Genomic DNA, 25,470 nt, shown 5'->3' on the forward strand with positions numbered 1-25,470 from the left:
GCATACGCGCGCACGCTCCTACCTCACTCATCGCACGACTCACTGCCGCGCTAACCGCGCATTATCCGGCATCGGCAAATTGAAGTTCGTGCGAAAGGGATTGATATCCAGCCCGCCGCGCCGTGTGTATCGCGCATACACCGCAAGCCGTTCCGGTTTGCATTCCCGCATGATGTCCATGAAGATGCGCTCGACGCATTGCTCGTGGAACCCGGTATGTTCGCGATACGACACGATGTACCGCAGCAATCCCGCGTGATCGATCTGTCCGCCGTAATAGCGGATCTGCACGCTGCCCCAGTCCGGCTGCCCCGTGACCGGGCAATTCGACTTCAGCAGGTTCGAAAACAGCGTCTCGTCGACAGGCGCTTCGTCATGCGACGCCGATAGCAGCGACGGGTCCGGCGCATAAACGTCGCATTCGAGGTCGAGCCGGTCCAGCGACAAGCCGTCGAATTCTTCCATCGTGAGCTTGCCGAAGTCGGCGGGCGCAACGAGCTGCACGGATACCGTCGCGCCGCAGGTTGCCGTGACGTCGCGCTTGATGGCCGCGCGCACGTCGTCGATGGAATCGAACTGCGTCTGCGCGAACGATCCGAGATACAGCTTGAACGACTTCGATTCCACGATGTTCGGCGACTCCGCCGGCACGAAGAACGTCGCGACCGCGATTTGCGGCTTGCCGCGCCTGTTCAGCCACGAAAGCTCGTACCCATTCCAGATGTCGGTGCCGAAGAACGGCAGGCGCGCAGGCACGCCGATTTCATCGCGGGCGCGCTTGCGGTCGATCGGAAAGAGCAGCGCGGGATCGTACTGTTCGGTGTAGTTGACGGCTTTGCCGAGCGGAGATTGGTCGGGTGTCATGAGGCGTTCGCTATGCCGCTGAGAACGTGCCCCGTCGCGGTCACGACGCGGGCCGATTCGCAATGGCGGATTTGGTCGTCGAAGAAAAAATCGGGTTCGAATTCGCGCAGGAATTCGCCCTTGTCGAGGCCGCCCAGGAACATCGCTTCGTCGATTTCGATGTTCCACGCCATCAGCGTCCGGACCGCGCGTTCGTGCGCGGGAGCGGAGCGCGCGGTGACGAGCGCGGTGCGAATGTGCATCGGCGACTGGCTCTCGTTGTCGTCGGCAATGCGCTGCAATTTGTTCAATGCCGCGAGCAGCGGCTTGAGCGGGCCGCCGGGAAGCGGCGAATCCTTCTTCTGCGTTTCGTGGCCGACGAACGCGCCCAAACCCTCGGTCTGAAACACGCGTTCGGCTTCGTCGGAGAACAGCACGGCGTCGCCGTCGAACGCGATGCGGATTTCGTCAGCATAACGGCTCGCGGCGCGCGGCGTCTCGGGCAGCACGCGGGCGGCGGGAAAGCCCGCGGCGAGCGCGGCGCGCACGTCGTCCGGATTCGCCGAGAGAAATAGCGACGCGCGCAGCGGTTTCAGGTACGCGAACGGCGAGCGGCCGCGCGTGAACACGCCGCGTTCGATCGCGAGTCCGTGCTCGCGGCACGAATGGAACGCGCGCAGGCCGCTGATCGGATCGCTGCGCGACAGTATCACCACTTCGACGCGCTGCTCCTGCGCGTTCAACGCCAGCAGCTTGCGAATCAGCCCGAACGCGACGCCCGGTTTCGCGGGCGTGTCGAGCCGCGAGCGTTGCAGCGCCTCGTAGCGCGCGAGGTCGCCCGTTTCGTAGACGCGGTTTTCCTCTTCGAAGTCGAAGAGCGCGCGTGACGAAATCGCGACGACGAGCTTGTCTTCGAGCGTGAAGGCCATCGGCTTCGCGCCCTTACGCGAGGAACAGCTTGTAGACCGGGTTCGCCTGCTCGTCCCACCACGGATAGCCGAGCGTCGCGAGAAACCGCTCGAACTCGGCGTTATCCGACTGCGGCACCTGAATGCCGACCAGAATCGAGCTGTAGTCCGCGCCCTGGTTGCGATAGTGGAAGAGGCTGATATTCCAGTTCGGCGCCATCGAGGACAAAAACTTCATCAGCGCGCCGGGCCGCTCCGGGAATTCGAAGCGCAAGAGGCGCTCGTCGTGCGCGAGCGGCGAATGGCCGCCCACCATGTAGCGGATATGCTGCTTAGACAGCTCGTCGTGCGACAGATCGACGGTGGCGAAGCCGTGCTCGATGAACGACGACATCATCTGCGCCGTTTCCTTGCGCGACTTGATCTGCACGCCGACGAAGATATGCGCGGCGCGCGCATCCGCGATGCGGTAGTTGAACTCCGTGACGCTGCGCGTACCGACGAGCTCGCAGAAACGCCGGAAGCTGCCGCGCTCCTCGGGAATCGTCACTGCGAACACCGCTTCTCGCGCCTCGCCCACTTCCGCGCGCTCGGCGACGAAGCGCATGCGGTCGAAATTCATGTTCGCGCCAGATGTGACCGCCACGAGCGTCTTGCCTTCGATGCCCTCGCGTTCCGCATACAGCTTCGCGCCCGCGACGGCGAGCGAGCCCGCCGGTTCGAGCACGCTGCGCGTGTCCTGGAAGACGTCCTTGATGGCGGCGCAGAGCGCGTCGGTATCGACGGTGAGCACTTCGTCGAGCAGTTCGCGGCACAGCCGGAACGTTTCCTCGCCGACGAGCTTCACCGCCGTGCCGTCCGAAAACAGGCCGACTTCGCCGAGCGTCACGCGCTCGCCCGCCGTGATCGAGCGCGCCATCGCGCACGAATCCTCTGTCTGCACGCCGATCACTTTGATCTCGGGCCGCACCGCCTTCACGTACGCCGCGACGCCCGCCGCGAGCCCGCCGCCGCCGATCGGCACGAAGATCGCGTGAATCGGGCCCTGATGCTGGCGCAGAATTTCCATCGCGACGGTGCCTTGCCCGGCGATAACGTCCGGGTCGTCGAACGGATGCACGAAGGTGAGGCCGCGCTCTTGCTGAAGCTCGACCGCGCGCGCGTAGGCATCGCTGTACGATTCGCCCGCCAGCACGATTTCCACGGTCGGCCCGCCGTGCGTGCGGATTGCGTCGATCTTCACTTGCGGCGTGGTGGTCGGCACCGCGATCACCGCGCGGCAGCCGAGCCGCGCCGCCGAGAGCGCCACGCCCTGCGCGTGGTTGCCCGCCGACGCCGTGATGACGCCGCGCGAAAGCACATCGGCCGGCAGGTTCGCCATCTTGTTGTACGCGCCGCGAATCTTGAACGAGAACACCGGCTGGTTGTCTTCGCGCTTCAGATACACGGCGTTGCGCAGGCGCGCGGACAGGTTGCGCGCGGGTTCCAGCTCGCTTTCGCGTGCGACGTCGTAGACGCGTGCCGTCAGCACTTTCTTCAGGTAGTCGGGATGGCTCATGCGGAGGGCTCGTCACGCAGACCGGCTGCGCTTTTTCAGGGCGAAAGCATCAATGATAGCCGCAATGGACGCGTTCTCCGGCTTCGCGCGGCTTTGACCGGCCGGCCGGACGTCTAAAGCGCGCAAAAACGCCGAATTGCGGCGAAAAGTGTCGCGCAAAAGCCCCTTCGTCGTGCTAGCCGCCGCCAACGGCGATTTTCGCGATGGGTTAGAATTTCCTTTTGCAAATCAGCAATCAGGACCGGCAGATGCACTGGCAGCTTCGGATCGATCTTCTGGCGCATGTCCCCCGCGCGCACCACGCTGCGGCCGAGCGGCATGCGCGCCATGCGCGATCGTGGCGTTGATCTCGGGCACATCGAAGGCGGCAGCGCCGTGAGTCTGGCGGTATCCGCGCAAGCCGGCGTTTTTGGGCGAATCGTCCGCCTTCGCAAAAAAAGTCTCATCCGAAAATCTGCGCCCCCACGCGCACCGTCGGCGTCTGCGCTTTCCGAGCCCACACGCCGAACCACCGAACCGTCGAACATGAACGCACCTCAAGCCTTCGATCCGAACGGCGCCCATGCCGCCTTGGCGCTCGATACCGAGCCCCGTCTGCGCGAAATTCCCTATAACTACACGTCGTTTTCCGATCGCGAAATCGTCATGCGGCTTCTGGGCGACGAAGCCTGGGCCGTGCTCGACGAACTGCGTGGCGAGCGCCGCACCGGCCGCTCCGCGCGGATGCTGTACGAAGTGCTGGGCGACATCTGGGCCGTGCGCCGCAATCCGTATCTGCAAGACGATCTGCTCGACAACCCGAAGCGTCGCGCGATGCTCGTCGAGGCGCTGAACCACCGCCTGACCGAAATCGAGAAGCGCCGCAGCGCGGACTTGTCGGAGCACATCGAAGAAGCGGGCAGCCGCGAGCGCGCCGAGCGCGTGCAACTGCTCGTCGCCGCCGCGCGCCGCGCCGTGGACGACTTCGCCTCCGAATTCAGCCGCATGGCGGATCTGCGCCGCCGCGCGTCGCGCGTGCTCGGCAAACAAACGCAGAAGGACAACATCCGCTTCGACGGCCTCGCGCGCGTTTCGCACGTGACGGACGCGACCGACTGGCGCGTCGAGTATCCGTTCGTCGTGCTGACGCCGGATACCGAAGCGGAAATCGCCGGTCTCATCAAGGCGTGTTTCGAACTGGGGCTGACCGTGATTCCGCGCGGCGGCGGCACCGGCTACACCGGCGGCGCGATTCCGCTTACGCCGTTTTCCGCCGTCATCAATACGGAAAAGCTGGAGCAGCTCGGGCCGGTCGAGATGACCGACCTGCCGGGCGTCGATCACAAGGTCGCGACGATTTTCTCGGGCGCGGGCGTCGTCACGCGCCGCGTCACGGAAGCGGCCGAGCAGGCGGGCTTCGTGTTCGCGGTCGATCCGACATCGCTCGATGCATCGTGCGTCGGCGGCAATGTCGCCATGAACGCGGGCGGCAAGAAAGCGGTGCTGTGGGGCACGGCGCTGGATAACCTCGCCTGGTGGCGCATGGTCGATCCCGAAGGCAACTGGCTCGAAGTCACGCGTCTGGAGCACAACTGCGGGAAGATTCACGACATCGAAGTGGCGCGCTTTCGTCTCGACTGGTTCGACGGCAATCGCCCGCCCGGCGAGAAACTGATTCGCAGCGAAAACCTCGACATCGCCGGCCGCACGTTCCGCAAGGAAGGGCTCGGCAAGGACGTGACCGACAAGTTCCTGTCCGGGCTGCCGGGCGTGCAGAAGGAAGGCTGCGACGGCCTCATCACGTCGGCGCGCTGGATCCTGCACAAGATGCCCGCGCATACGCGCACGGTCTGCCTCGAATTCTTCGGGCAGGCGCGCGACGCGATTCCGAGCATCGTCGAAATCAAGGATTACCTGTTCGAAACGTCGAAGCAGGGCGGCGCGATTCTCGCGGGCCTCGAACACCTCGACGAGCGTTATCTGCGCGCGGTCGGCTATGCGACCAAGAGCAAGCGCAACGCGTTTCCGAAGATGGTGCTGATCGGCGATATCGTCGGCAATGACGCCGATGCCGTCGCGCAGGCCACGTCCGAAGTCGTGCGGATGGCGAACGGCAAGAGCGGCGAAGGCTTCGTCGCGGTGAACGCGGAAGCGCGCAAGCGTTTCTGGCTCGACCGCTCGCGCACGGCCGCCATCGCCAAGCACACGAACGCATTCAAGATCAACGAAGACGTCGTGATTCCGCTCAACCGCATGGGCGAGTACACGGACGGCATCGAGCGCATCAACATCGAACTGTCGATCAAGAACAAGCTGCAATTGCTCGATGCGCTCGAAGCGTTCTTCCGCAACGGCAAGCTGCCGCTCGGCAAGAGCGACGACGCCAACGAAATCCCGAGCGCCGAACTGCTAGAAGACCGCGTGCAGCAGGCGCTGGATCTGCTCAAGCGCGTGCGCGAGCGGTGGACGTTCGTCGGCGAAAAGCTGGACCTGCCGTTGCGCGAGGCACAGCACTATCTGGTGACGCTTGGCTACGCGGCGCTCGCGGAGAAGTTCGCGGATCGCGTGGACGTGCAGCCGGACGCCACCGTGTTTCATCTCGCGCAGGACCGCACGGTGCGCATTTCGTGGAAGCAGGAAGTTCGCGCAGAGCTGCGCCAGATTTTCAACGGCGGCGAATTCAAGCCGATCCTCGACGAGGCGCAGGCCATTCACAAGCACGTGCTGCGTGGCCGCGTGTTCGTGGCGCTGCACATGCACGCGGGCGACGGCAACGTCCACACCAACCTTCCGGTCAACTCCGACAATTACGCGATGCTGCAAGACGCGCATCACGCGGTCGCGCGCATCATGAAGCTCGCGCGTTCGCTGGATGGCGTGATTTCCGGCGAGCATGGCATCGGCATCACAAAGCTCGAATTCCTGACGGACGAGGAAATCGGCGATTTCCGCGCCTACAAGAAGCGCGTGGACCCGCAAGGGCGCTTCAACGCGGGCAAGCTGCTGGAAGGCGCGGACCTGCGCAACGCGTACACGCCGTCGTTCGGGCTGATGGGCTACGAATCGCTCATCATGCAGCAGTCGGATATCGGCGCGATCTCCGATTCCATCAAGGACTGTCTGCGCTGCGGCAAGTGCAAGCCGGTCTGCGCCACGCACGTGCCGCGCGCGAACCTGCTCTACAGCCCGCGCAACAAGATTCTCGCGACGTCGCTTCTCGTCGAAGCGTTCCTGTACGAAGAGCAGACGCGGCGTGGCGTGTCGATCAAGCATTGGGACGAGTTCAACGACGTCGCGGATCACTGCACCGTCTGTCACAAGTGCGCGACGCCGTGCCCGGTTAAGATCGATTTCGGCGATGTGTCGATGAACATGCGCAACCTGCTGCGCAAGATGGGCAAGAAGAAGTTCAACGCGGGCAACGCGGCGGGCATGTTCTTCCTGAACGCGACGAATCCGCAGACCATCAACCTGGCGCGCACCGCGATGATGGGCGTCGGCTACAAGGCGCAGCGACTCGGCACCGAAGTGCTGAAGAAGATCGTCAAGAAGCAGACGGCGCATCCGCCGGCCACGACCGGCAAGCCGCCCGTCGTCCAGCAGGTGATCCACTTCGTCAACAAGAAGATGCCGGGCAATCTGCCGAAGAAGACGGCGCGCGCGCTGCTCGATATCGAAGACAACAAGATCGTTCCGATTATCCGCAATCCGAAGACGACGACCGTCGATTCGGAGGCCGTGTTCTATTTCCCCGGCTGCGGCTCGGAGCGCCTGTTCTCACAGGTCGGTCTCGCCACGCAGGCGATGCTCTGGGAAGCGGGCGTGCAGACGGTGCTGCCGCCGGGCTATCTGTGCTGCGGCTATCCGCAGCGCGGCGCGGGCCAGTTCGACAAGGCGGAGAAGATCGTCACGGACAACCGCGTGTTGTTTCATCGCGTGGCCAATACGCTGAACTATCTCGATATCAAGACCGTCGTGGTGTCGTGCGGCACGTGCTACGACCAGCTGGCGGGCTATGAATTCGAGAAGATCTTCCCCGGCTGCCGGATCATCGACATTCACGAATTCCTGCTGGAGAAAAACATCCGGCTCGAAGGCGTGAAGGGCACGCGCTACATGTATCACGATCCTTGCCACTCGCCGATCAAGACCATCGATCCGGTAAAGCTCGTCAATGATCTGATGGGTTCGGGGAACGACGGCTACAAGATCCAGAAGAACGATCGCTGCTGCGGCGAGTCGGGCACGTTCGCGGTCACGCGCCCGGACATCGCGACGCAGGTGCGCTTTCGCAAGGAAGAAGAAGTGCGCAAGGGCGCGGCCGCGCTGCGCGGCATTCCGCTCACGGCCGTTGCCGGTTCGAACGCGATCAATCCGATGAACGCATCGGCAGGCACGGCGGGCGCCGCGCCCGGCTCCGTGCTGTCGGCGGGCGACGGCGCGCAGACGAACGGCGCGGACGTGAAGATTTTGACGAGCTGCCCGTCGTGCCTGCAAGGACTCTCGCGTTACAACGAGGACGCCAACGTCGAGGCGGACTATATCGTCGTGGAAATGGCGCGCAAGGTGCTCGGCGAAAACTGGATGGAGCAGTACGTCGAACGCGCGAACAATGGCGGTATCGAGCGCGTGCTGGTGTAATAGCGAAATCGAGGTTTGATTCGCTAGAGGTTTGAGATGGACTGTGTGTTTTGCCGGGAAGACGGCGGCGAAGTGCTGTGGTCGGACGACGCGTTGCGCGTCGTCCTGGCTGACGAGCCGGACTGGCCCGGCTTTTGCCGCGTGATCTGGGGCGCGCATGTCGCCGAAATGTCCGACTTGCCGGACGCCGGCCGCTCGCGCGTGATGACCGCCGTCAACGGCGTCGAACGCGCGATGCGTCGCGTGCTCGTGCCCGAGAAAATCAATCTGGCGAGCCTAGGCAATCAGGTGCCGCATCTCCATTGGCACGTCATTCCACGTTTTTCCAACGATTCCCGGTTCCCGTTGCCCGTCTGGGCGCCGCGCCAGCGGACGGTGTCCGAGGCGCAGCTCGCCAAACGCCGCGCGCAGGCGACGCTGCTGCGCGAAGCGATCCGCAACGAGCTGAACCAGGCGTTCGGCCAACACTAACTTAAGACAAGGCTCACCATGAGCGGACTGACATCGACGACGCCGATTCCGACCGGCGTCGTTCTGCATTCGAAATCCCGCGTGCTGGAGTTGCAATACGGCGAGAAGGAGTCGTATCGCGTGCCGTTCGAACTGCTGCGCGTCTATTCGCCGTCCGCCGAAGTGCAGGGCCACGGGCCGGGGCAGGAAACGCTGCAGACGGGCAAGCGCGAGGTCGCCATTACCGGCATCGAGCCGGTGGGACATTACGCGCTCCAGTTGAATTTTTCGGACGGGCACAATACCGGCATCTATTCGTGGGACATCCTTTACGATCTCGCGACGCGTCAGGACGAACGCTGGCGCGACTATCTGACGAAGCTGCAAGCCGCCGGCGTCGACCGCGATGCGCCGATGGCCGCGAAGCCGGCGGGCGGGCACTGTCACTGAACGGACAACGCGCGGCATAAAGCCGCAGGCCGGCGCGGCGATTGCGCAGGCTGATAACGAACAACAGGCGAGGAACGAGCGCAATGAGCAAGACCCACTTCGGATACGAAACGGTCGACGAGCAGGAGAAGGCGAGCAAGGTGGCGGGCGTGTTCCACTCCGTCGCGAGCAATTACGACCTGATGAACGACCTGATGTCCGGCGGGCTGCATCGCATCTGGAAGCACTTCACGATCGGGCAGGCAAAGGTGCGCGCGGGTTACAAGGTGCTGGACATCGCGGGCGGCACCGGCGATCTCGCGATGGCGTTCGCCAAAGAGGCCGGCGCGACGGGCGAAGTCTGGCACACGGACATCAACGAATCGATGCTGCGCGTGGGCCGCGACCGTCTGGTGGACAAGGGCGTCATCACACCGACGCTTCTGTGCGACGCGGAGAAGATTCCGTTTCCCGACAATTACTTCGACGTGGTGACCGTGGCCTTCGGATTGCGCAACATGACGCACAAGGAGCGCGCGCTCGCCGAAATGTATCGCGTGCTGAAGCCGGGCGGCCGCTTGCTCGTGCTGGAATTCTCGAAAGTGTGGGAACCGCTCAAGAAGCCGTACGATATCTACAGCTTCAAGATTCTTCCCTGGCTCGGCGACAAGGTCGCAAAGGATGCGGACAGCTATCGCTATCTGGCCGAATCCATCCGCATGCATCCGGACCAAGAAACATTGAAGACGATGATGGAACAAGCAGGACTGGATCGAGTCGAATATTACAATTTGTCAGGTGGCGTGGTAGCGTTACACGTCGGGACCAAATTCTGATGTTCCACTCTTCAAAGGATTCGATATGTCCGATTCGCGCACACCCCATCCCCGGGGTTTTCTGACCTCGCTCGTCAGAAAGGCCGGAATTTTGGCGCTCGCTGGCGTTATCACGGCCGGCGCAATCTTCGCGGACGACGCCGAAGCGCGCCGCATGGGCGGTGGCCGCAGCATGGGCCGTCAGTCGGCCACGGCCACGCAGCAGCATCAGGCGACGCCACCGTCGCAGTCCATGCAGCCGAGCCAGTCCATGCAGCCGCAGCGCGCGCAGCCGGCGCCCGCCGCGCCGCCGGCCGCCGCGCAACCGGCGCGCAATCGCTGGCTCGGGCCGATTGCCGGCCTCGCCGCGGGGCTGGGCATCGCGGCGCTGCTGTCGCATTTCGGGCTCGGCGGCGCGTTCGCCGGCGCAATGGCCAACATGATCATGATCGCGCTGATCGTGCTCGCCGCCGTCATGCTGTTTCGCTTCTTCATGCGCAAGCGTCAGGGCGGTTCCACGCCCGCGTATGCGGGCGCGGGCGCGTCGCCTTACGGCGCATCGGCGCGCAGCGGGCTGAATCAAGAGCCGCCGCGCATGTCGCAGCCGGCGGGCTTCGGCGCGGACTATATCGATTCCCCTTCGACGCAAGCCGCGCCGGTGAACGTTCCGGCGGGATTCGACACCGAAGCGTTCATCCGTAACGCGAAGGTGTATTTCGTGCGCCTTCAGGACGCGTGGGACCGTGGCAACGTCAACGACATCCGCGAGTTCACCACGCCGGAAATGTTCGCCGAAGTGAAGCTCGACATCGATGCGCGCGGCGGCGCGCCGAACCGGACGGACGTAGTTCAGCTCAACGCCGACGTGCTTGGTGTGGAAGATCGCGGGTCCGAGTATCTGGCGAGCGTGCGCTTCCACGGCCTGATCCGCGAATCGGAAGGGGCGGCGGCGGAGCCGTTCGTCGAAATCTGGAATCTGTCGAAGCAGAAGTCGGGCAACGAAGGCTGGCTGCTGGCCGGCATCCAGCAGGTCAGTTGAGGAGCGCGTCCCGTCGCCCGCACGGCGGCATTGCGCCGCACGGCGGCGGCGGGCTGCGCGCCGAGAAGCGCGCGTCGAGAAGCGGCTCCGCGTTCGCGGAGTTGGCCTAGACCGTAGAATAGAACCCGCGCGAGCGACCGCTTGCGCGGGTTTTTTCATCTCAGAGCCGATGACGAACGCACACGAATCCACCCGCTCCGTTTTAAATCCTGCCGTCAAGACCGCGTCCGGGGCGTTCGCGGCTGCCGTGAATCATCTGCTCGTGCGCGAGCCGTGGGCGCGCGAACGTCTTCAGCCGTACGCGGGCAAGTGCGTGAGGCTCTCGTGTGCGCCGTTTGTGATCGCGCTCGTCGCGCAGTCGGACGGGCTTTTCGCCGCGACGAGCGAGGCGGGAGCCGGCCATTTCGATGTCAGCATCGCCGTGCCGTTCGATGCGCTCCCGGCGTTTGTCCAGGGCGGTCAGGCGGCGGTCATGAAGCACGTGCGTATCGAAGGCGATGCCGAGTTCGCGACGACGCTCGCCAAGCTCGCCGAGCATCTGCGCTGGGATCCGGAGGAGGACCTGTCGCGCGTGATCGGCGATGCGCCCGCGCATCGCATCGGCATCATGGCGCGCACGGTTCAGGCGCAGGCTCAGCGCACGGGCCGTAATCTGCTGGATTCCGTGGCCGAGTACTTGCTGGACGAGCGTCCGCAACTGGTGCGCAAGAGCGCGCTCGACGCGTTCAACGCCGAGTTGTCGCATGCGCGCGATGCGCTCGCGCGTGTCGAGAAGCGCATCGAACGGATCGAACGGATCGAACAACAAGAGTCGGCCCGCGGCGCCTCAGCGCGGACCGGCGGCGAGTCCGCGCACGACCCGCGCAAATAACAAGCTGAAGCGAACTTCGACCATGCGTTTTCTGCGTTTCCTCAAGATTTTCTTCACGATTGTCCGCTTCGGGCTGGACGAACTGGTCATGAGCGGCATCAACGATCGCCGCGTGCGCTACCTCATGCGCGTGACGACGTTCGGCCGCCGCTTCGATATCGAGCGCGGCATCCGGCTCCGTCTCGCGCTCGAAAGCCTCGGGCCAATCTTCGTGAAATTCGGTCAGGTGCTGTCGACGCGGCGCGATCTGTTGCCCGTGGATATCGCCAACGAACTCGCGAAGCTCCAGGATCGCGTGCCGCCGTTCGATTCGAATGTCGCCGTCGCGATCATCGAGAAGTCGCTCGGCGCACCGATCGACGAGCTGTTCGACGACTTCGAGCGCGTGCCGGTGGCGAGCGCGTCGATCGCGCAAGTGCATTTCGCGAAGATCAGGCACGGCGAGCACGCCGGCAAATCCGTCGCCGTCAAGGTGCTGCGGCCGGGCATGCTGCCCGTGATCGACTCGGACCTGGCGCTTCTGCGCGATATCGCATTCTGGGCCGAGCGTCTGTGGCCGGACGGCAGGCGGCTCAAGCCGCGCGAAGTGGTCGCCGAATTCGACAAGTATCTGCACGATGAACTCGACCTCATGCGCGAGGCCGCGAACGGCAGCCAGTTGCGCCGCAATTTCCAGGGCCTCGATCTGCTCCTCGTGCCCGAGATGTACTGGGACCTGTCCGCGCCCGCCGTGCTCGTGATGGAACGCATGGTCGGCGTGCCGATCAGCCAGGTCGAGACGCTGCGCGCGGCTGGCGTCGATATCCCGAAGCTCGCGCGGGAAGGCGTCGAGATTTTCTTCACGCAGGTGTTTCGCGATGGCTTCTTTCACGCGGACATGCACCCCGGCAACATTCAGGTAAGCCTCGATCCGGCGACGTTCGGGCGCTACATCGCGCTCGACTTCGGCATCGTCGGGGCGCTTTCGGACTTCGACAAGAACTATCTCGCGCAGAACTTTCTCGCGTTCTTCAAGCGCGACTATCACCGCGTCGCGACGCTGCATCTCGAATCTGGCTGGGTGCCGCCGAGCACGCGCGTCGAGGAACTGGAAAGCGCGATTCGCGCCGTGTGCGAGCCGTACTTCGATCGCGCGCTCAAGGATATTTCGCTCGGACAGGTGTTGATGCGGCTCTTTTCGACCTCGCGCCGCTTCAACGTCGAAATTCAGCCGCAACTCGTGCTGCTGCAGAAAACGATGCTGAACGTCGAAGGACTGGGCCGCTCGCTCGATCCGGAACTCGATCTGTGGAAGACCGCGAAGCCGTACCTCGAACGCTGGATGAACGAGCAGATCGGCTGGCGCGGCTGGTACGAGCGCCTGCAAATGGAAGCGCCGCAGTGGAGCAAGACCATTCCGCAGCTGCCGCGGCTGATTCATCATTTGCTCGCGGAGCGCCACGACGCGCCACGCGGCAGCCATGACGAGACAATGCGCCTCCTGCTCGCGGAGCAGAAGCGCACGAATCGGCTGCTGACGACGCTGCTGGTCGTCGGCGTCGCGGTGATCGCGGGGGCGGGCGTCGTCATCGCGCAATTCTGGATGGGCCACCTTTAAGCAAGCGAGCCGGCGTCTTTCCGTGCCGGCAGGAGGAGATCCGATGAGCAATTCCAGCAACGCCGATGTTCCGTCCTTCGATAACCGCGATCCGAACTCGCCCGGTTTCTGGGACGAACGTTTCGATCGACGCTTTACGCCGTGGGATCAGGCGGGCGTGCCGGATGCGTTTCGCTCATTTGTCGCCGCGCTGCCCGCGCCCGAGGCCACGCGCGTGCTGATTCCCGGCTGCGGCAACGCGTACGAGGCTGCGTATCTGGCCGGGCGCGGATTGACGGTGCGGGCCATCGACTTCTCGCCGAGCGCGGTGGCGGCGGCGCGCGCTCAGTTGGGCGCGTATGTGAACGTCGTCGAAGAGGCCGACTTCTTCGCGTATCAGCCGCCGTTCGCGCCCGACTGGATTTATGAGCGCGCTTTTCTTTGCGCGCTGCCGAGAGACCGCTGGGCGGACTACGCAAAGCGCATGGCGGCGCTCGCGCGGCCGGGCGCGCTGCTGGCGGGCTTCTTTTTCATCGGGGCGACGCCGAAAGGACCGCCGTTCGGCATCGAGCGCAATGAACTGGACGCGCTCCTCAACCCGCACTTCGAACTGATCGACGAGCACGAGGTCAGCGGCTCCATACCGGTTTTTGCAGGCCGTGAACGCTGGCTGACGTGGCGGCGCGCTTGAATTGCGCGGCTTCGCCCTCATCTCGCGAAGAAGCCGCACGGCGCGGTGCCCGGCTGAAAATGGCGGGCCGGAGCCGGTTTGCGGCTATAATTCAAGGCTTTGCAAGCGTCGACAGATCATTGTAGGAAGAGTGCCATGCCGATTTACGCATACCGCTGCGCATCCTGCGGCCACGAAAAAGACGTGCTTCAGAAGATGAGCGACGCACCGCTCACGCAATGTCCCGCCTGCGGAAAGGACGCGTTTTCCAAGCAAGTCACCGCGGCAGGGTTCCAGTTGAAGGGCTCCGGCTGGTATGTCACCGATTTCCGGGGCGGCAGCAACGGCTCGGCCGCGCCCAAGTCGGGCGACAACGCCCAGGCCGCGCCGGGCAATTCGAATTCCGGCGATAGCGCGAATGCGGGCAGTGCGTCATCGTCCGATGCTGCGCCTGCGAGCGCCGCGCCTGCCGCAGGAGCTTCGACGCCCTCGACGCCTTCCAGCGCCGCCTGAAGCGCGCACTCACGCACAGGCAACGCACGGCGCGGACTCGCGCCGGCCGCGCATCCGTCCCGTACCGCGTGTCAGCGCGCGCGCCGTGAGCGCGCGCGAACACGCGGCCAACCCGACGCCCGTCACCCTAGCGACAACAACGTGACCACGAAAAAGACTACGCTGAAAACCGTGTTCCTCACCGGACTGCTCGTGCTGGTGCCGCTCGCCATCACGCTGTGGGTGCTCGGCCTCGTGATCGGGACCATGGATCAGACGCTGCTGCTCTTGCCGTCCGCATGGCAGCCGGAGCGTGTGTTCGGATTCCATTTGCCGGGGCTGGGCGCGCTGCTCACGCTCGCATTCATCTTCGTCGTCGGCCTCTTTACGCAGAACTTCGTCGGGCAGAAACTCGTCGGCTGGTGGGATGCGATCCTTCGCCATATTCCGGTCGTCGGCCCGCTCTACACGAGCGTGAAACAGGTGTCCGACACGCTGCTCTCGTCGAGCGGAAATGCATTTCGCAAGGCGCTGCTGGTCGAATATCCGCGCAAGGGCTCGTACACCATCGGGTTCCTCACCGGCATTCCCGGCGGCGACGTGCTGAACCATCTGAAGGAAGACCACGTGAGCGTCTACGTGCCGACGACGCCGAACCCCACGTCCGGTTTCTTCCTGATGATGCCGAAAAGCGAGGTCGTCGAGCTGGATATGACCGTCGACGCCGCACTGAAGTACATCGTCTCGATGGGCGTGGTCGCCCCCGCTCCGAGCGCGCCGCTGTCGGTCGCGCCCGCCCGCCGCCCCACCGAGCCGCCGATGTAATGCCGGTGCGCGTGCCGCGAATCGAGCCGACGAAGAGCGCGATCCGCACGCGAGCCGTTCATCAACGAACAACGAAAGACACAACATCATGTCGATGCGATCTGAATACTGCGGTCTGGTGACCGAAGCCCTGCTGGGGCAAACCGTCTCGCTGTGCGGCTGGGTGCATCGCCGCCGCGACCACGGGGGCGTTATCTTCATCGACTTGCGCGATCGCGAAGGGCTCGTCCAGGTCGTCTGCGATCCGGATCGCGCCGAGATGTTCAAGGTGGCCGAGGGCGTGCGCAACGAATTCTGCGTGCAGGTCAAGGGCGTCGTGCGCAACCGTCCGGAAGGCACGGTCAACGCGAACCTCACGAGCGGCAAGATCGAAGTCCTGTGCCACGAACTCAACGTGCTGAACGCGTCGGTCACGCCGCCGTTCCAGCTCGACGACGACAACCTCTCCGAGACCACGCGCCTCACGCATCGGGTGCTGGACCTGCGCCGTCCGCAGATGCAGAAGAATCTGCGCCTGCGTTATCGCGTGGCGATCGAAGTGCGCAAGTATCTCGACGCGCAAGGCTTCATCGACATCGAAACGCCGATGCTGACCAAGAGCACGCCGGAAGGCGCGCGCGATTATCTGGTGCCGTCGCGCGTGAACGCGGGACAGTTTTTCGCGCTGCCGCAATCGCCGCAATTGTTCAAGCAATTGCTGATGGTCGCGAACTTCGACCGTTACTACCAGATCACCAAGTGCTTCCGCGACGAAGACCTGCGCGCGGACCGTCAGCCGGAATTCACGCAGATCGACTGCGAAACCTCGTTCCTGAACGAGCAGGAAATCCGCGATCTGTTCGAAAACATGATCCGCCACGTCTTCAAGGAGACGATGGACGTCGCGCTGCCGGAAAAATTTCCGGTCATGCTGTATTCCGAAGCCATGCGCCGCTTTGGTTCGGATAAGCCCGACCTGCGCGTGAAACTCGAATTCGCCGACCTGACCGACGCGGTCAGGGACGTCGATTTCAAGGTGTTCAGCATGCCGGCCAATTCGAAGGACGGCCGTGTGGCCGCGCTGCGCGTGCCGAAGGGCGGCGAGCTGTCGCGTGGCGATATCGACGGTTACACGGAGTTCGTACGTATTTACGGCGCGAAGGGCCTCGCCTGGATCAAGGTCAACGACAAGACCAAGGGTCGCGACGGTCTGCAAAGCCCGATCGTGAAGAATCTGCATGACGCGGCGCTCGCCGCCATCATGGAGCGCACGGGCGCGGAAGACGGCGACATCATCTTCTTCGCGGCGGATCGCACGAAGGTGGTGAACGACAGTCTCGGCGCGCTGCGCCTGAAGATCGGCCATTCGGAATTCGGCAAGTCGAACGGCCTGCTCGAAACCGGCTGGAAGCCGCTGTGGGTGATCGACTTCCCGATGTTCGAGTTCGACGAGGAAGAGAATCGCTACGTGGCCGCGCACCATCCGTTCACGAGCCCGAAGGACGAGCACCTCGAATATCTCGAGACCGATCCGGGGCGCTGTCTCGCTAAGGCGTACGACATGGTGCTGAACGGCTGGGAAATCGGCGGCGGTTCGGTGCGTATTTTCCAGGAAGACGTGCAGAGCAAGGTGTTCCGCGCGCTGAAGATCGGCGCGGAAGAAGCGCGCCTGAAGTTCGGCTTCCTGCTCGACGCGCTGCAATACGGCGCGCCGCCGCACGGCGGCATCGCGTTCGGTCTGGACCGCATCGTGACGCTGATGTCGGGCGCCGATTCGATCCGCGACGTCATCGCGTTCCCGAAGACGCAGCGCGCGCAGGACCTGCTCACGCAAGCGCCGAGCGAAGTGGACGAGCGCCAGTTGCGCGAGCTGCACATCCGTCTGCGGCAGCCCGAACAAAAGGCGCAATAAGCGTCGTTAATGTTGTGACGAAAGAGGCGCCGAGTGCGCCTTTTTCGTTTTTTGCGCTACAGTCGTTGCCGGATACGAGACAACGCGCAAGTTCAACATAGTCATGCAGAAGCCACCGAAAATCCCCGAATCCGTGCTGGTCGTGATTCATACGCCCAACCTCGACGTGCTGATTATCGAGCGGGCGGATCACCCGGGCTTCTGGCAATCGGTGACGGGATCGAAAGACCGCATCGACGAGCCGCTCGACGAAACCGCTGCGCGTGAAGTGCAGGAGGAGACGGGCATTATCGTCGGCAGTCCGCTGGTGCCGCAAAACGCGCTGCTGGACTGGCATCACAGTATTCAGTACGAAATTTATCCGCAGTGGCGGCACCGTTACGCCGAAGGCATCACGCACAACACCGAACACCAGTTCAGTCTCTGTGTGCCGCACTGTCTGGAAGTGACACTCGCGCCGCGCGAACACACGTCGCATCTGTGGCTGCCGTTGCGCGTAGCCGCCGACCGATGCTTTTCGTGGTCCAACCGCGAAGCAATCCTCCAATTGCCCGAGCGCCTCGCGGCGCATAGCCGATGATCGGTGTGCGGCCCCGGCGCAGCTTCAAGCGACTGCGCCAGGCGCTGTTTTCCGGGCGGCGTCCACCGCGTTTTTGCTTCACTGCGGGCAACCAGGTCCGCATTCTCAAGAGCGGCGTGCAGTTCTTTCCCGCGCTGATCGAGCGGATCGACGGCGCGCAGAAGACCATTTCGCTCGAAACCTACATCTTCGCGAACGACGACAGCGGCCGCGCCGTCTCCGATGCACTGCTGCGCGCCGCCGCGCGCGGCGTCACGGTGCGGGTGATCACCGACGGCATCGGCACCGACGGCAACCTGCCGATGTTCGAGCAGTGGAAGGCGGGCGGCGTCGAGCATCGAATCTACAATCCGCATCTGCTTTTCGGGCCGCTCGGCTTTTCGCGCACGCACCGCAAGCTCGCGCTCATCGACAACACGTACGCGTTCTGCGGCGGCATCAATATCGTCGATGACTACGACCAGAACGGCACGCGCCTGCCGGAGCCGCGCTGGGACTTTGCGATGGAGGCGCAAGGCCCCGTGGTGACCGACGTGCGCGATGCCTTCGATCTCCAGTGGGAGCGCATCCGGCTCGGCGTCAAGCCGCGCGAGCCGCGTTCGCCGGCGTGCGAACCGCAGCCGGAGCATAACCGCCGGAATTCGCGGCGCGCGATGCGCGCACGGCGCCGCGCGCAACTCGGCGAGATCCATGCGGTGGACCAGCCGTGCGTCGCGTTCGTGGCGCGCGACAATCTGCTCAATCGCCGGGCCATCGAAAAGGCTTACTTGCGCGCGATCGCCCACGCGGAGCGCGAAGTGCTGCTCGCGAATCCGTACTTCATGCCGGGGCGCAAGCTGCGGCGCGCGCTCGTTCTCGCGGCGCGGCGCGGGGTGCGCGTGTCGCTCGTGATCGGGCGCAAGGAGTTCGTCGCGCTCGACTACGCGACGCCGTTCCTTTACGGCAATCTGCTGAAGAATGGCGTGCGCATCGCCGAATACGAGAAGACCATGCTGCATGGCAAGGTCGCGGTCGTGGACGCCGACTGGGCGACCGTCGGCTCGTCCAATCTCGACGCGCTCTCGCTCGTGCTCAACAACGAAGCCAACATGGTGCTCGTGAACCACGCGGAGATCGCCGGACTGCACGACGCCATTCTCCGGGCCTTCGACGAAGGCAGTCCCATCGACGAAAAACACTACGCGTCGCGTCCCGTGACCGAGCGGATTCTCAGTTGGCTCGCTTACAACACCTACCGAATGATGATGAAAGTCATCACCATCGGGCAGTACGATTGACGGTCCAAATACTGCTAAATCGACAAGGTAGCTGCCAAACGTCAACAAGCTCCCATCAAATGGGAAGTCGGGCAGTCACTTAGAGGCAGGCCGCGCTTAAAAAAGGACAATAGGGCGGGCAAAAATAGGACTTATCCTATTGATTGCTGTGAAAGTTAGAAACCGCTTTCTAAAAAATTGCTTGTTTCCAGCAGCGACCGGCCACAATAATAGAACGGCCGTTCGTTTTCAATGGGGTCACGAGAGGACGGTGGGATCATGCGAAAAGGCGAACAGACGCGGGCCGCGATTCTCGACGCAGCGTTGGACCTGGCGAGCAGGGACGGTCTGGAAGGACTGACGATCGGCCTTCTGGCCGAACGGATGCAGATGAGCAAGAGCGGAGTGTTCGCGCACTTCGGATCGCGCGAGGATCTGCAGGTGGAAGTGGTGCGCGAGTACCACCGCCGGTTCGAGGACGAAGTGTTTTTCCCGAGCTTGCGTGAACCGCGCGGCCTGCCGCGACTGCGCGCGATGATGAGCCGCTGGATGGAAAAGCGCATCGAGGAAGTGACGACCGGCTGCATCTACATTAGCGGCGCGGTGGAATACGACGATCGCGCGGCGAGCGCGGTGCGCGAGCAGCTCGTTCACAGCGTGACAACTTGGCGCGAGGCGCTTTTGCGGGCCATTCGCCAGTCGAAGGAGGAAGGGCATCTGAAGCCGGAGACGGACCCGAAGCTGATGCTCTTCGAGTTGTACAGCTTCACGCTCGGCCTGCATCACGACGCACGCTTCCTGCATCTGCCGGAAGCGGTGCAACTGACGCGGGACGCGCTGGAAAAGACGATCGTTTCATATCAGACGTCGCATTCACCTGCCGATGGCGGCGGCCGCGAAGCCAGCGAGCCGAGCGCCCACACAGCCGCGAGTGCGACGACGAATCTAACTTCGCATCAAACGGGCAGCCGTTAGCGGCGCCGATCGAATCGTCCCAAGGGTTCGGCGGCGCGCGACGCAAGCTTCTAGAAACTGGAGAGACTCATGGGACAGTACGCCGCCCCCCTGCGCGACATGCAGTTCGTGCTGCACGAACTGCTGAACGTCGGAGCCGAACTGAAGCGCATGCCGAAGCATGCCGAGCTGGACGCGGACACCATCAATCAGGTGCTCGAAGAAGCCGGCAAGTTCTGCTCCGAAGTCGTGTTTCCGCTGAATCAGAGCGGCGACCGGGAAGGTTGCACCTACGAAGGCGACGGCGTCGTCAAGACGCCATCGGGCTTCAGGGAGGCGTATCGCCAGTACGTCGAGGCGGGCTGGCCCGCGCTCGGCTGCGATCCCGAATACAGCGGCCAGGGCCTGCCCGCGTTCGTCAATAACGCGCTCTACGAGATGCTCAATTCGGCGAACCAGGCGTGGACCATGTATCCGGGTCTGTCGCACGGCGCGTACGAATGCCTGCACGCGCACGGCACGCCGGAGCAGAAATCGACGTATCTCGCGAAGCTCGTCTCGGGCGAGTGGACCGGCACGATGTGCCTCACCGAACCGCATTGCGGAACCGACCTCGGCATTCTGCGCACGAAAGCCGAGCCGAATGGCGACGGTTCGTACGCGCTGACCGGCACCAAGATCTTCATCTCGAGCGGCGAACACGACATGGCCGAGAACATCGTCCATCTGGTGCTCGCACGCCTGCCCGGCGCGCCTGCGGGCACGAAGGGCATTTCGCTTTTCATTGTGCCGAAGTTCATTCCGGACGCGAGCGGCGCGCCCGGCGAACGCAACGGCATCAAGTGCGGCTCGATCGAGCACAAGATGGGCATTCACGGCAACGCCACCTGCGTGATGAACCTCGACGGCGCGAAGGGCTGGCTCGTCGGCGAAGCGAACAAGGGCTTGAACGCCATGTTCGTGATGATGAACGCAGCGCGTCTGGGCGTCGGCATGCAGGGGCTGGGGCTCACGGAAGTGGCGTACCAGAACTCGCTCGTCTATGCGAAAGAGCGTCTGCAGATGCGCTCGCTCACCGGCCCGAAGGCGCCGGAGAAGCCCGCTGATCCGATCATCGTGCATCCGGATGTGCGCCGCATGCTGCTCACGCAGAAGGCGTATGCCGAAGCCGGCCGCGCGTTCGCGTACTGGGCCGCGCTCAACATCGACAAGGAACTGTCGCACGAAGACGAAGCGGCGCGCCGCGAAGCCGCCGATTTCGTCGCGCTGCTCACGCCGGTCATCAAGGCGTTCCTGACCGACAACGCGTTCGAAGGCACGAACCTCGCCATGCAGATCTACGGCGGCCACGGTTTCATTTCCGAGTGGGGCATGGAGCAGTATGTGCGCGACGCGCGCATCAACATGATCTACGAGGGCACCAATTCCATTCAGGCGCTCGACCTGCTCGGCCGCAAGATTCTCGGCGACATGGGCGCGAAGCTGAAGCGTTTCGGCAAGCTCGTGACCGATTTCGTCGAAGAAGAAGGCGTGAAGCCGGAGATGCAGGAGTTCATCAACCCGCTCGCGGATATCGGCGAGAAGGTGCAGAAGCTGACCATGGAAATCGGCATGAAGGCGATGCAGAATCCGGACGAAGTGGGCGCGGCGGCCGTGCCGTATCTGCGCACGGTGGGCCATCTGGTGTTCTCGTACTTCTGGGCGCGCATGGCACGCGTGGCGCTCGACAACGCCGCATCCGGCGATGCCTTCTACAAGGCGAAGCTCGCCACCGCGCGCTTCTATTTCGCGAAGCTCCTTCCCGAAACCGCATCGACGATCCGCGCCGCGCGCGCGGGCGCAAAGCCGATGATGGACTACGACGAAGCCTTGTTCTGAACACGAGCGCAACGCGACGGTTCGACTCTCCGAACCACGACAACCCCGATCAAACGCCTCGCGGCGCAATCGACTCGACTGCGCCGCCGGCAGAAGAGCCAAACTATACGGAGGCTTTCCCGTGAGCACCCTGAACATCCGCAAAGTCGCCGTGCTCGGCGCCGGCGTGATGGGCGCGCAGATCGCCGCGCATCTCATCAACGCCCGCGTGCCCGTGCTGCTGTTCGACCTTCCCGCGAAGGAAGGCGCGAAGAACGGCATCGCGCTCAAGGCCATCGAGAATCTGAAGAAGCTCTCGCCCGCGCCGTTCGGCGTGAAGGACGACGCGCAGCACATCGAGCCTGCGAACTACGAAGACGACATCGCGCGTCTCGCCGAATGCGATCTCGTGATCGAAGCGATCGCCGAGCGCATGGACTGGAAGCACGACCTGTACAAGAAAGTCTCGCCGCACATCGCGCCGCACGCCATCTTCGCGAGTAATACGTCGGGCTTGTCGATCACCGAGCTGTCGCACGGTTTCTCCGATGAACTCAAGGCGCGTTTCTGCGGCGTGCACTTCTTCAATCCGCCGCGCTACATGCATCTCGTCGAGCTGATTCCGACGGAATCCACCCGGCCCGAGATTCTCGATCAGCTCGAAACCTTCCTGACCAGCGCCATCGGCAAGGGCGTCGTGCGCGCGAAGGACACGCCGAACTTCATCGCGAATCGCGTGGGCGTGTTTTCGATTCTCGCGGTCATCGCGGAGAGCCAGAAGTTCGGGCTGCGTTTCGACGAAGTGGACGACCTGACCGGCGCGCGCCTCGGCCGCGCCAAGTCCGCGACGTTCCGCACGGCGGATGTCGTCGGCCTCGACACGATGGCGCACGTCATCAAGACGATGCAGGACAATCTGCCGGACGACCCGTTCTTCTCCGTCTACGCGACGCCGCCCGTGCTCGCCGAACTGGTGAAGAACGGCGCGCTCGGGCAGAAGACGGGCGCGGGTTTCTATCGCAAGGAAGGCAAAGCGATCAAGGTGCTCGACCCGCAGACGGCGAAATACGTCGATGGCGGCGCGAAGGCGGACGAGATCGTCGGCCGCATTCTGAAGCGCCCGCCCGCCGAGCGCCTGAAGCTCCTGCGCGAAACCGACAACAAGCAGGCGCAGTTCCTCTGGGCCATTTTCCGCGATGTGTTCCACTACATCGCGGTGCATCTGGAATCGATCGCGGACAACGCACGCGATGTCGATCTTGCGATCCGCTGGGGCTTCGGCTGGAACCAGGGTCCGTTCGAAAGCTGGCAGGCGGCGGGCTGGCAGCAAGTCGCGCAATGGGTGCAGGAAGACATCGACGCAGGCAAGGCGCTTTCGAATGCGCCGCTGCCCGCCTGGGTGCGGAACGGCCCTGTCGCCGAGAAAGGCGGCGTGCACACGAATGAAGGCTCGTGGTCGCCGCAGGCTCGCCGTTTCGTCGCGCGTTCGACGCTGCCGGTCTACGAAAAGCAAGTGTTTCGCGCGCCGCTCGTCGGTGAAAGCGGCGCGGATCCGAAGACCTACGGCAAGACGCTCCTCGAAACCGACAGCGTGCGCGCCTGGCTCGACCGCGACGACGGCGACGTGGTGATCGTCTCGTTCAAGACGAAGATGAACACGATCGGTCCCGGCGTGCTCGACGGTCTCACGCAAGCCATCGAACTCGCGGAGAAGGCATACCGCGGCGTGGTGATCTGGCAGCCGACTTCGCTCGCGCTCGGCGCGCCGGGCGGTCCGTTCTCGGCGGGCGCGAATCTCGAAGAGGCGATGCCCGCGTTCATGATGGGCGGCGCGAAAGGCATCGAGCCGTTCGTCAAGAAGTTTCAGGACAGCATGATGCGCGTGAAGTACGCGAACGTGCCGGTGGTCTGCGCGGTGTCGGGCATCGCGCTCGGTGGCGGCTGCGAACTGCTGCTGCATGCGGCGAAGCGCGTCGCGCATGTCGAAAGCTATATCGGGCTCGTGGAAGTGGGCGTGGGTCTCGTGCCGGCGGGCGGCGGCCTGAAGGAAGCCGCATTGCGCGCAGCCGAAGCCGCGAGCGCCGTTAACGCGACGAGCGATCTGCTCAAGTTCCTGCAAAAGCCGTTCGAGAACGCGGCGATGGCGAAAGTCTCCGGCTCCGCGCTCGAAGCGCGCGCCATGGGCTATCTGAAGCCGTCGGACACCATCGTATTCAACGTGCACGAGTTGCTCGACATCGCGAAGAAGGAAGCGCGCGCGCTCGCCGACTCCGGCTACCGTGCGCCGCTGCGCGCGAAGCAGATTCCGGTGGCGGGCCGCTCGGCGCTGTCGACCATCAAGGCGTCGCTCGTCAATATGCGCGATGGCCGCTTCATCAGCGAGCACGATTTCCTGATCGCGAGCCGTATCGCGGAAGCGGTGTGCGGCGGCGACGTGGAAGGCGGCAGTCTCGTCGACGAGGAATGGCTGCTTGGGCTGGAACGCCGCGCGTTCATCGAACTGCTCGGCACGCAAAAGACGCAGGAACGGATCATGGGCATGTTGCAGACCGGCAAGCCGGTTCGCAACTGAGCGCGGACTAATGGAGCTGGTTATGAGCAAACAATTGCAGGAAGCCTATATTGTCGCCGCGAGCCGCACGCCCATCGGCAAGGCGCCGCGCGGCGTGTTCAGGAACACGCGCCCGGATGAACTGCTCGTCCACGCCATTCGATCGGCCGTGGCGCAGGTGCCGGGACTGGATACGAGCGTGATCGAAGACGCCATCGTCGGCTGCGCGATTCCCGAAGCGGAGCAGGGCCTGAACGTCGCGCGCATGGGCGCGCTGCTCGCCGGGCTGCCGCAGACGGTCGGCGGCGTCACGGTGAACCGCTTCTGCGCGTCGGGCCTGACCGCGCTCGCGATGGCGGCGGACCGCATTCGCGTCGGCGAGGCGGATGCGATTCTCGCGGGCGGCTGCGAGTCGATGAGGATGGTGCCGATGATGGGCAACAAGCCGTCGCTGTCGCCGCATATCTTCGATCGCAGTGAGGACGTCGGCATTGCATACGGCATGGGCCTGACCGCCGAGCGCGTCGCGGAACGCTGGAAGGTGAGCCGCGAGGCGCAGGACGCGTTCGCGGCGGAGTCGCATCGCAAGGCGCTGGCCGCGCAGCAATCGGGCGAATTCGCCGATGAAATCGCGGCGTACACGCTCAACGAACGCTTCCCGGATCTCGCGTCGGGCGAAGTCCGCGTGAATGCGCGCGAAATTGCGTTCGACGAAGGCCCGCGTGCGGATACGTCGCTCGAAACGTTGGCCAAGCTGCGGCCGGTGTTCGCCAACAAGGGTTCGGTGACGGCGGGCAACAGTTCGCAGACATCCGACGGCGCGGGCGCGCTGATCGTCGTGTCGGAGAAGATTCTCAAGCAGTTCAATCTGACGCCGCTCGCGCGCTTCGTGAGTTTCGCGGTGCGCGGCGTGCCGCCGGAAATCATGGGCATCGGGCCGAAGGAAGCGATTCCGGCTGCGCTGAAGAACGCCGGTCTGACGCAGGACGACCTCGACTGGATCGAACTGAACGAAGCGTTCGCGGCGCAATCGCTCGCGGTGATCAACGACCTGGGCCTCGATACGTCGAAGCTCAATCCGCTCGGCGGCGCGATTGCGCTTGGGCATCCGCTCGGAGCGACGGGCGCGATCCGCTCGGCGACGGTCGTGCATGGCCTGCGCCGCCGCAACCTGAAGTACGGCATGGTGACGATGTGCGTCGGCACCGGCATGGGCGCGGCGGGGATCATCGAGCGGGTTTAACTGCGCGGCCCGCAGGCGGGTCCGCTCGCGGGCTAACAAAGA

21 protein-coding genes are annotated in these 25,470 nt (G+C 64.0%); 17 read left to right on the forward strand and 4 right to left on the reverse strand.

Annotation, left to right across the window (positions count from 1 at the left end):
• Positions 1-39: 39 nt before the first annotated feature.
• The 4 genes from queF to GV035_RS11270 form a co-directional block, all read right to left on the reverse strand.
• Entirely contained in the window at positions 40-864 is an 825-nt protein-coding gene (gene queF / locus GV035_RS11255) for an NADPH-dependent 7-cyano-7-deazaguanine reductase QueF (protein WP_159835190.1), read from the reverse strand.
• Positions 861-1,772 (reverse strand): 5'-nucleotidase, encoded by a 912-nt coding sequence (locus GV035_RS11260; RefSeq protein ID WP_159835191.1) that lies wholly within the window; start codon positions 1,770-1,772, stop codon positions 861-863. Before GV035_RS11260 ends, queF begins: the two co-directional genes overlap by 4 nt.
• Positions 1,773-1,785: 13 nt before the next feature.
• A complete protein-coding gene (gene ilvA, locus GV035_RS11265; protein ID WP_159835192.1) occupies positions 1,786-3,309 on the reverse strand; it encodes a threonine ammonia-lyase, biosynthetic in 1,524 nt (507 codons plus the stop codon).
• A 113-nt stretch (positions 3,310-3,422) separates the two neighbouring features.
• On the reverse strand, positions 3,423-3,638 hold the full coding sequence (locus tag GV035_RS11270) for a hypothetical protein (RefSeq protein WP_159835193.1): 216 nt from the start codon (positions 3,636-3,638) through the stop codon (positions 3,423-3,425).
• 196 nt (positions 3,639-3,834) lie between these two features.
• On the opposite strand from GV035_RS11270, the gene GV035_RS11275 reads away from it, so the two are divergent.
• From GV035_RS11275 to GV035_RS11355, 17 genes are all read left to right on the forward strand, one after another.
• Entirely contained in the window at positions 3,835-7,929 is a 4,095-nt protein-coding gene (locus GV035_RS11275) for a DUF3683 domain-containing protein (RefSeq protein ID WP_159835194.1), read from the forward strand.
• A 36-nt stretch (positions 7,930-7,965) separates the two neighbouring features.
• Complete coding sequence (locus tag GV035_RS11280) at positions 7,966-8,400, forward strand: HIT family protein (RefSeq protein ID WP_159835195.1); 435 nt, start codon at positions 7,966-7,968, stop codon at positions 8,398-8,400.
• Positions 8,401-8,418: 18 nt separating this feature from the next.
• The gene (locus tag GV035_RS11285; RefSeq protein WP_159835196.1) at positions 8,419-8,829 is read left to right on the forward strand and encodes a gamma-butyrobetaine hydroxylase-like domain-containing protein; all 411 of its coding nucleotides are present in this window, start codon (positions 8,419-8,421) and stop codon (positions 8,827-8,829) included.
• A gap of 83 nt (positions 8,830-8,912) precedes the next feature.
• On the forward strand, positions 8,913-9,644 hold the full coding sequence (ubiE, locus tag GV035_RS11290; RefSeq protein WP_159835197.1) for a bifunctional demethylmenaquinone methyltransferase/2-methoxy-6-polyprenyl-1,4-benzoquinol methylase UbiE: 732 nt from the start codon (positions 8,913-8,915) through the stop codon (positions 9,642-9,644).
• A gap of 25 nt (positions 9,645-9,669) precedes the next feature.
• On the forward strand, positions 9,670-10,662 hold the full coding sequence (locus GV035_RS11295; protein ID WP_159835198.1) for a Tim44 domain-containing protein: 993 nt from the start codon (positions 9,670-9,672) through the stop codon (positions 10,660-10,662).
• Between the two features lie 169 nt (positions 10,663-10,831).
• On the forward strand, positions 10,832-11,533 hold the full coding sequence (locus GV035_RS11300; protein ID WP_159835199.1) for a ubiquinone biosynthesis accessory factor UbiJ: 702 nt from the start codon (positions 10,832-10,834) through the stop codon (positions 11,531-11,533).
• A gap of 22 nt (positions 11,534-11,555) precedes the next feature.
• Positions 11,556-13,130 carry a ubiquinone biosynthesis regulatory protein kinase UbiB gene (gene ubiB / locus GV035_RS11305; RefSeq protein ID WP_159835200.1) on the forward strand — a complete coding sequence of 525 codons (1,575 nt, stop codon included), beginning with the start codon at positions 11,556-11,558 and terminating at the stop codon, positions 13,128-13,130.
• A gap of 43 nt (positions 13,131-13,173) precedes the next feature.
• A complete protein-coding gene (locus GV035_RS11310) occupies positions 13,174-13,800 on the forward strand; it encodes a methyltransferase (RefSeq protein WP_159835201.1) in 627 nt (208 codons plus the stop codon).
• Positions 13,801-13,935: 135 nt separating this feature from the next.
• Positions 13,936-14,292 (forward strand): FmdB family zinc ribbon protein, encoded by a 357-nt coding sequence (locus GV035_RS11315; RefSeq protein WP_159835202.1) that lies wholly within the window; start codon positions 13,936-13,938, stop codon positions 14,290-14,292.
• 141 nt (positions 14,293-14,433) lie between these two features.
• Positions 14,434-15,096, forward strand: a complete 663-nt coding sequence (locus GV035_RS11320) for a DUF502 domain-containing protein (protein ID WP_159835203.1) — start codon at positions 14,434-14,436, stop codon at positions 15,094-15,096.
• Positions 15,097-15,184: 88 nt separating this feature from the next.
• Positions 15,185-16,987 carry an aspartate--tRNA ligase gene (aspS, locus tag GV035_RS11325; protein ID WP_159835204.1) on the forward strand — a complete coding sequence of 601 codons (1,803 nt, stop codon included), beginning with the start codon at positions 15,185-15,187 and terminating at the stop codon, positions 16,985-16,987.
• Positions 16,988-17,090: 103 nt separating this feature from the next.
• Entirely contained in the window at positions 17,091-17,567 is a 477-nt protein-coding gene (nudB, locus tag GV035_RS11330; RefSeq protein ID WP_159835205.1) for a dihydroneopterin triphosphate diphosphatase, read from the forward strand.
• A complete protein-coding gene (locus GV035_RS11335; protein ID WP_442859590.1) occupies positions 17,567-18,844 on the forward strand; it encodes a phospholipase D-like domain-containing protein in 1,278 nt (425 codons plus the stop codon). The genes nudB and GV035_RS11335 overlap by 1 nt, the downstream gene beginning before the upstream one ends.
• Positions 18,845-19,102: 258 nt before the next feature.
• Positions 19,103-19,798 (forward strand): TetR/AcrR family transcriptional regulator, encoded by a 696-nt coding sequence (locus tag GV035_RS11340; RefSeq protein ID WP_159835207.1) that lies wholly within the window; start codon positions 19,103-19,105, stop codon positions 19,796-19,798.
• A gap of 69 nt (positions 19,799-19,867) precedes the next feature.
• Positions 19,868-21,655, forward strand: coding sequence for an acyl-CoA dehydrogenase C-terminal domain-containing protein (locus GV035_RS11345; RefSeq protein WP_159835208.1), 1,788 nt, complete (start codon positions 19,868-19,870; stop codon positions 21,653-21,655).
• A gap of 121 nt (positions 21,656-21,776) precedes the next feature.
• The gene (locus tag GV035_RS11350; protein ID WP_159835209.1) at positions 21,777-24,206 is read left to right on the forward strand and encodes a 3-hydroxyacyl-CoA dehydrogenase/enoyl-CoA hydratase family protein; all 2,430 of its coding nucleotides are present in this window, start codon (positions 21,777-21,779) and stop codon (positions 24,204-24,206) included.
• A gap of 22 nt (positions 24,207-24,228) precedes the next feature.
• Complete coding sequence (locus tag GV035_RS11355) at positions 24,229-25,428, forward strand: acetyl-CoA C-acyltransferase (RefSeq protein ID WP_159835210.1); 1,200 nt, start codon at positions 24,229-24,231, stop codon at positions 25,426-25,428.
• The last annotated feature ends 42 nt before the right edge of the window (positions 25,429-25,470 follow it).

Source organism: Burkholderia sp. 8Y (assembly GCF_902506145.1).
In the GTDB taxonomy this organism is placed as follows: Bacteria; Pseudomonadota; Gammaproteobacteria; order Burkholderiales; family Burkholderiaceae; genus Caballeronia.

Bases quoted from the DNA above. Each gene is read 5' to 3' on its own strand.
- queF (WP_159835190.1), bottom strand. From the start codon at position 864: ATGACACCCGACCAATCTCCGCTCGGCAAAGCCGTCAACTACACCGAA.
- GV035_RS11260 (WP_159835191.1), bottom strand. From the start codon at position 1,772: ATGGCCTTCACGCTCGAAGACAAGCTCGTCGTCGCGATTTCGTCACGC.
- ilvA (WP_159835192.1), bottom strand. From the start codon at position 3,309: ATGAGCCATCCCGACTACCTGAAGAAAGTGCTGACGGCACGCGTCTAC.
- GV035_RS11270 (WP_159835193.1), bottom strand. From the start codon at position 3,638: ATGGCGCGCATGCCGCTCGGCCGCAGCGTGGTGCGCGCGGGGGACATG.
- GV035_RS11275 (WP_159835194.1), top strand. From the start codon at position 3,835: ATGAACGCACCTCAAGCCTTCGATCCGAACGGCGCCCATGCCGCCTTG.
- GV035_RS11280 (WP_159835195.1), top strand. From the start codon at position 7,966: ATGGACTGTGTGTTTTGCCGGGAAGACGGCGGCGAAGTGCTGTGGTCG.
- GV035_RS11285 (WP_159835196.1), top strand. From the start codon at position 8,419: ATGAGCGGACTGACATCGACGACGCCGATTCCGACCGGCGTCGTTCTG.
- ubiE (WP_159835197.1), top strand. From the start codon at position 8,913: ATGAGCAAGACCCACTTCGGATACGAAACGGTCGACGAGCAGGAGAAG.
- GV035_RS11295 (WP_159835198.1), top strand. From the start codon at position 9,670: ATGTCCGATTCGCGCACACCCCATCCCCGGGGTTTTCTGACCTCGCTC.
- GV035_RS11300 (WP_159835199.1), top strand. From the start codon at position 10,832: ATGACGAACGCACACGAATCCACCCGCTCCGTTTTAAATCCTGCCGTC.
- ubiB (WP_159835200.1), top strand. From the start codon at position 11,556: ATGCGTTTTCTGCGTTTCCTCAAGATTTTCTTCACGATTGTCCGCTTC.
- GV035_RS11310 (WP_159835201.1), top strand. From the start codon at position 13,174: ATGAGCAATTCCAGCAACGCCGATGTTCCGTCCTTCGATAACCGCGAT.
- GV035_RS11315 (WP_159835202.1), top strand. From the start codon at position 13,936: ATGCCGATTTACGCATACCGCTGCGCATCCTGCGGCCACGAAAAAGAC.
- aspS (WP_159835204.1), top strand. From the start codon at position 15,185: ATGTCGATGCGATCTGAATACTGCGGTCTGGTGACCGAAGCCCTGCTG.
- nudB (WP_159835205.1), top strand. From the start codon at position 17,091: ATGCAGAAGCCACCGAAAATCCCCGAATCCGTGCTGGTCGTGATTCAT.
- GV035_RS11340 (WP_159835207.1), top strand. From the start codon at position 19,103: ATGCGAAAAGGCGAACAGACGCGGGCCGCGATTCTCGACGCAGCGTTG.
- GV035_RS11345 (WP_159835208.1), top strand. From the start codon at position 19,868: ATGGGACAGTACGCCGCCCCCCTGCGCGACATGCAGTTCGTGCTGCAC.
- GV035_RS11355 (WP_159835210.1), top strand. From the start codon at position 24,229: ATGAGCAAACAATTGCAGGAAGCCTATATTGTCGCCGCGAGCCGCACG.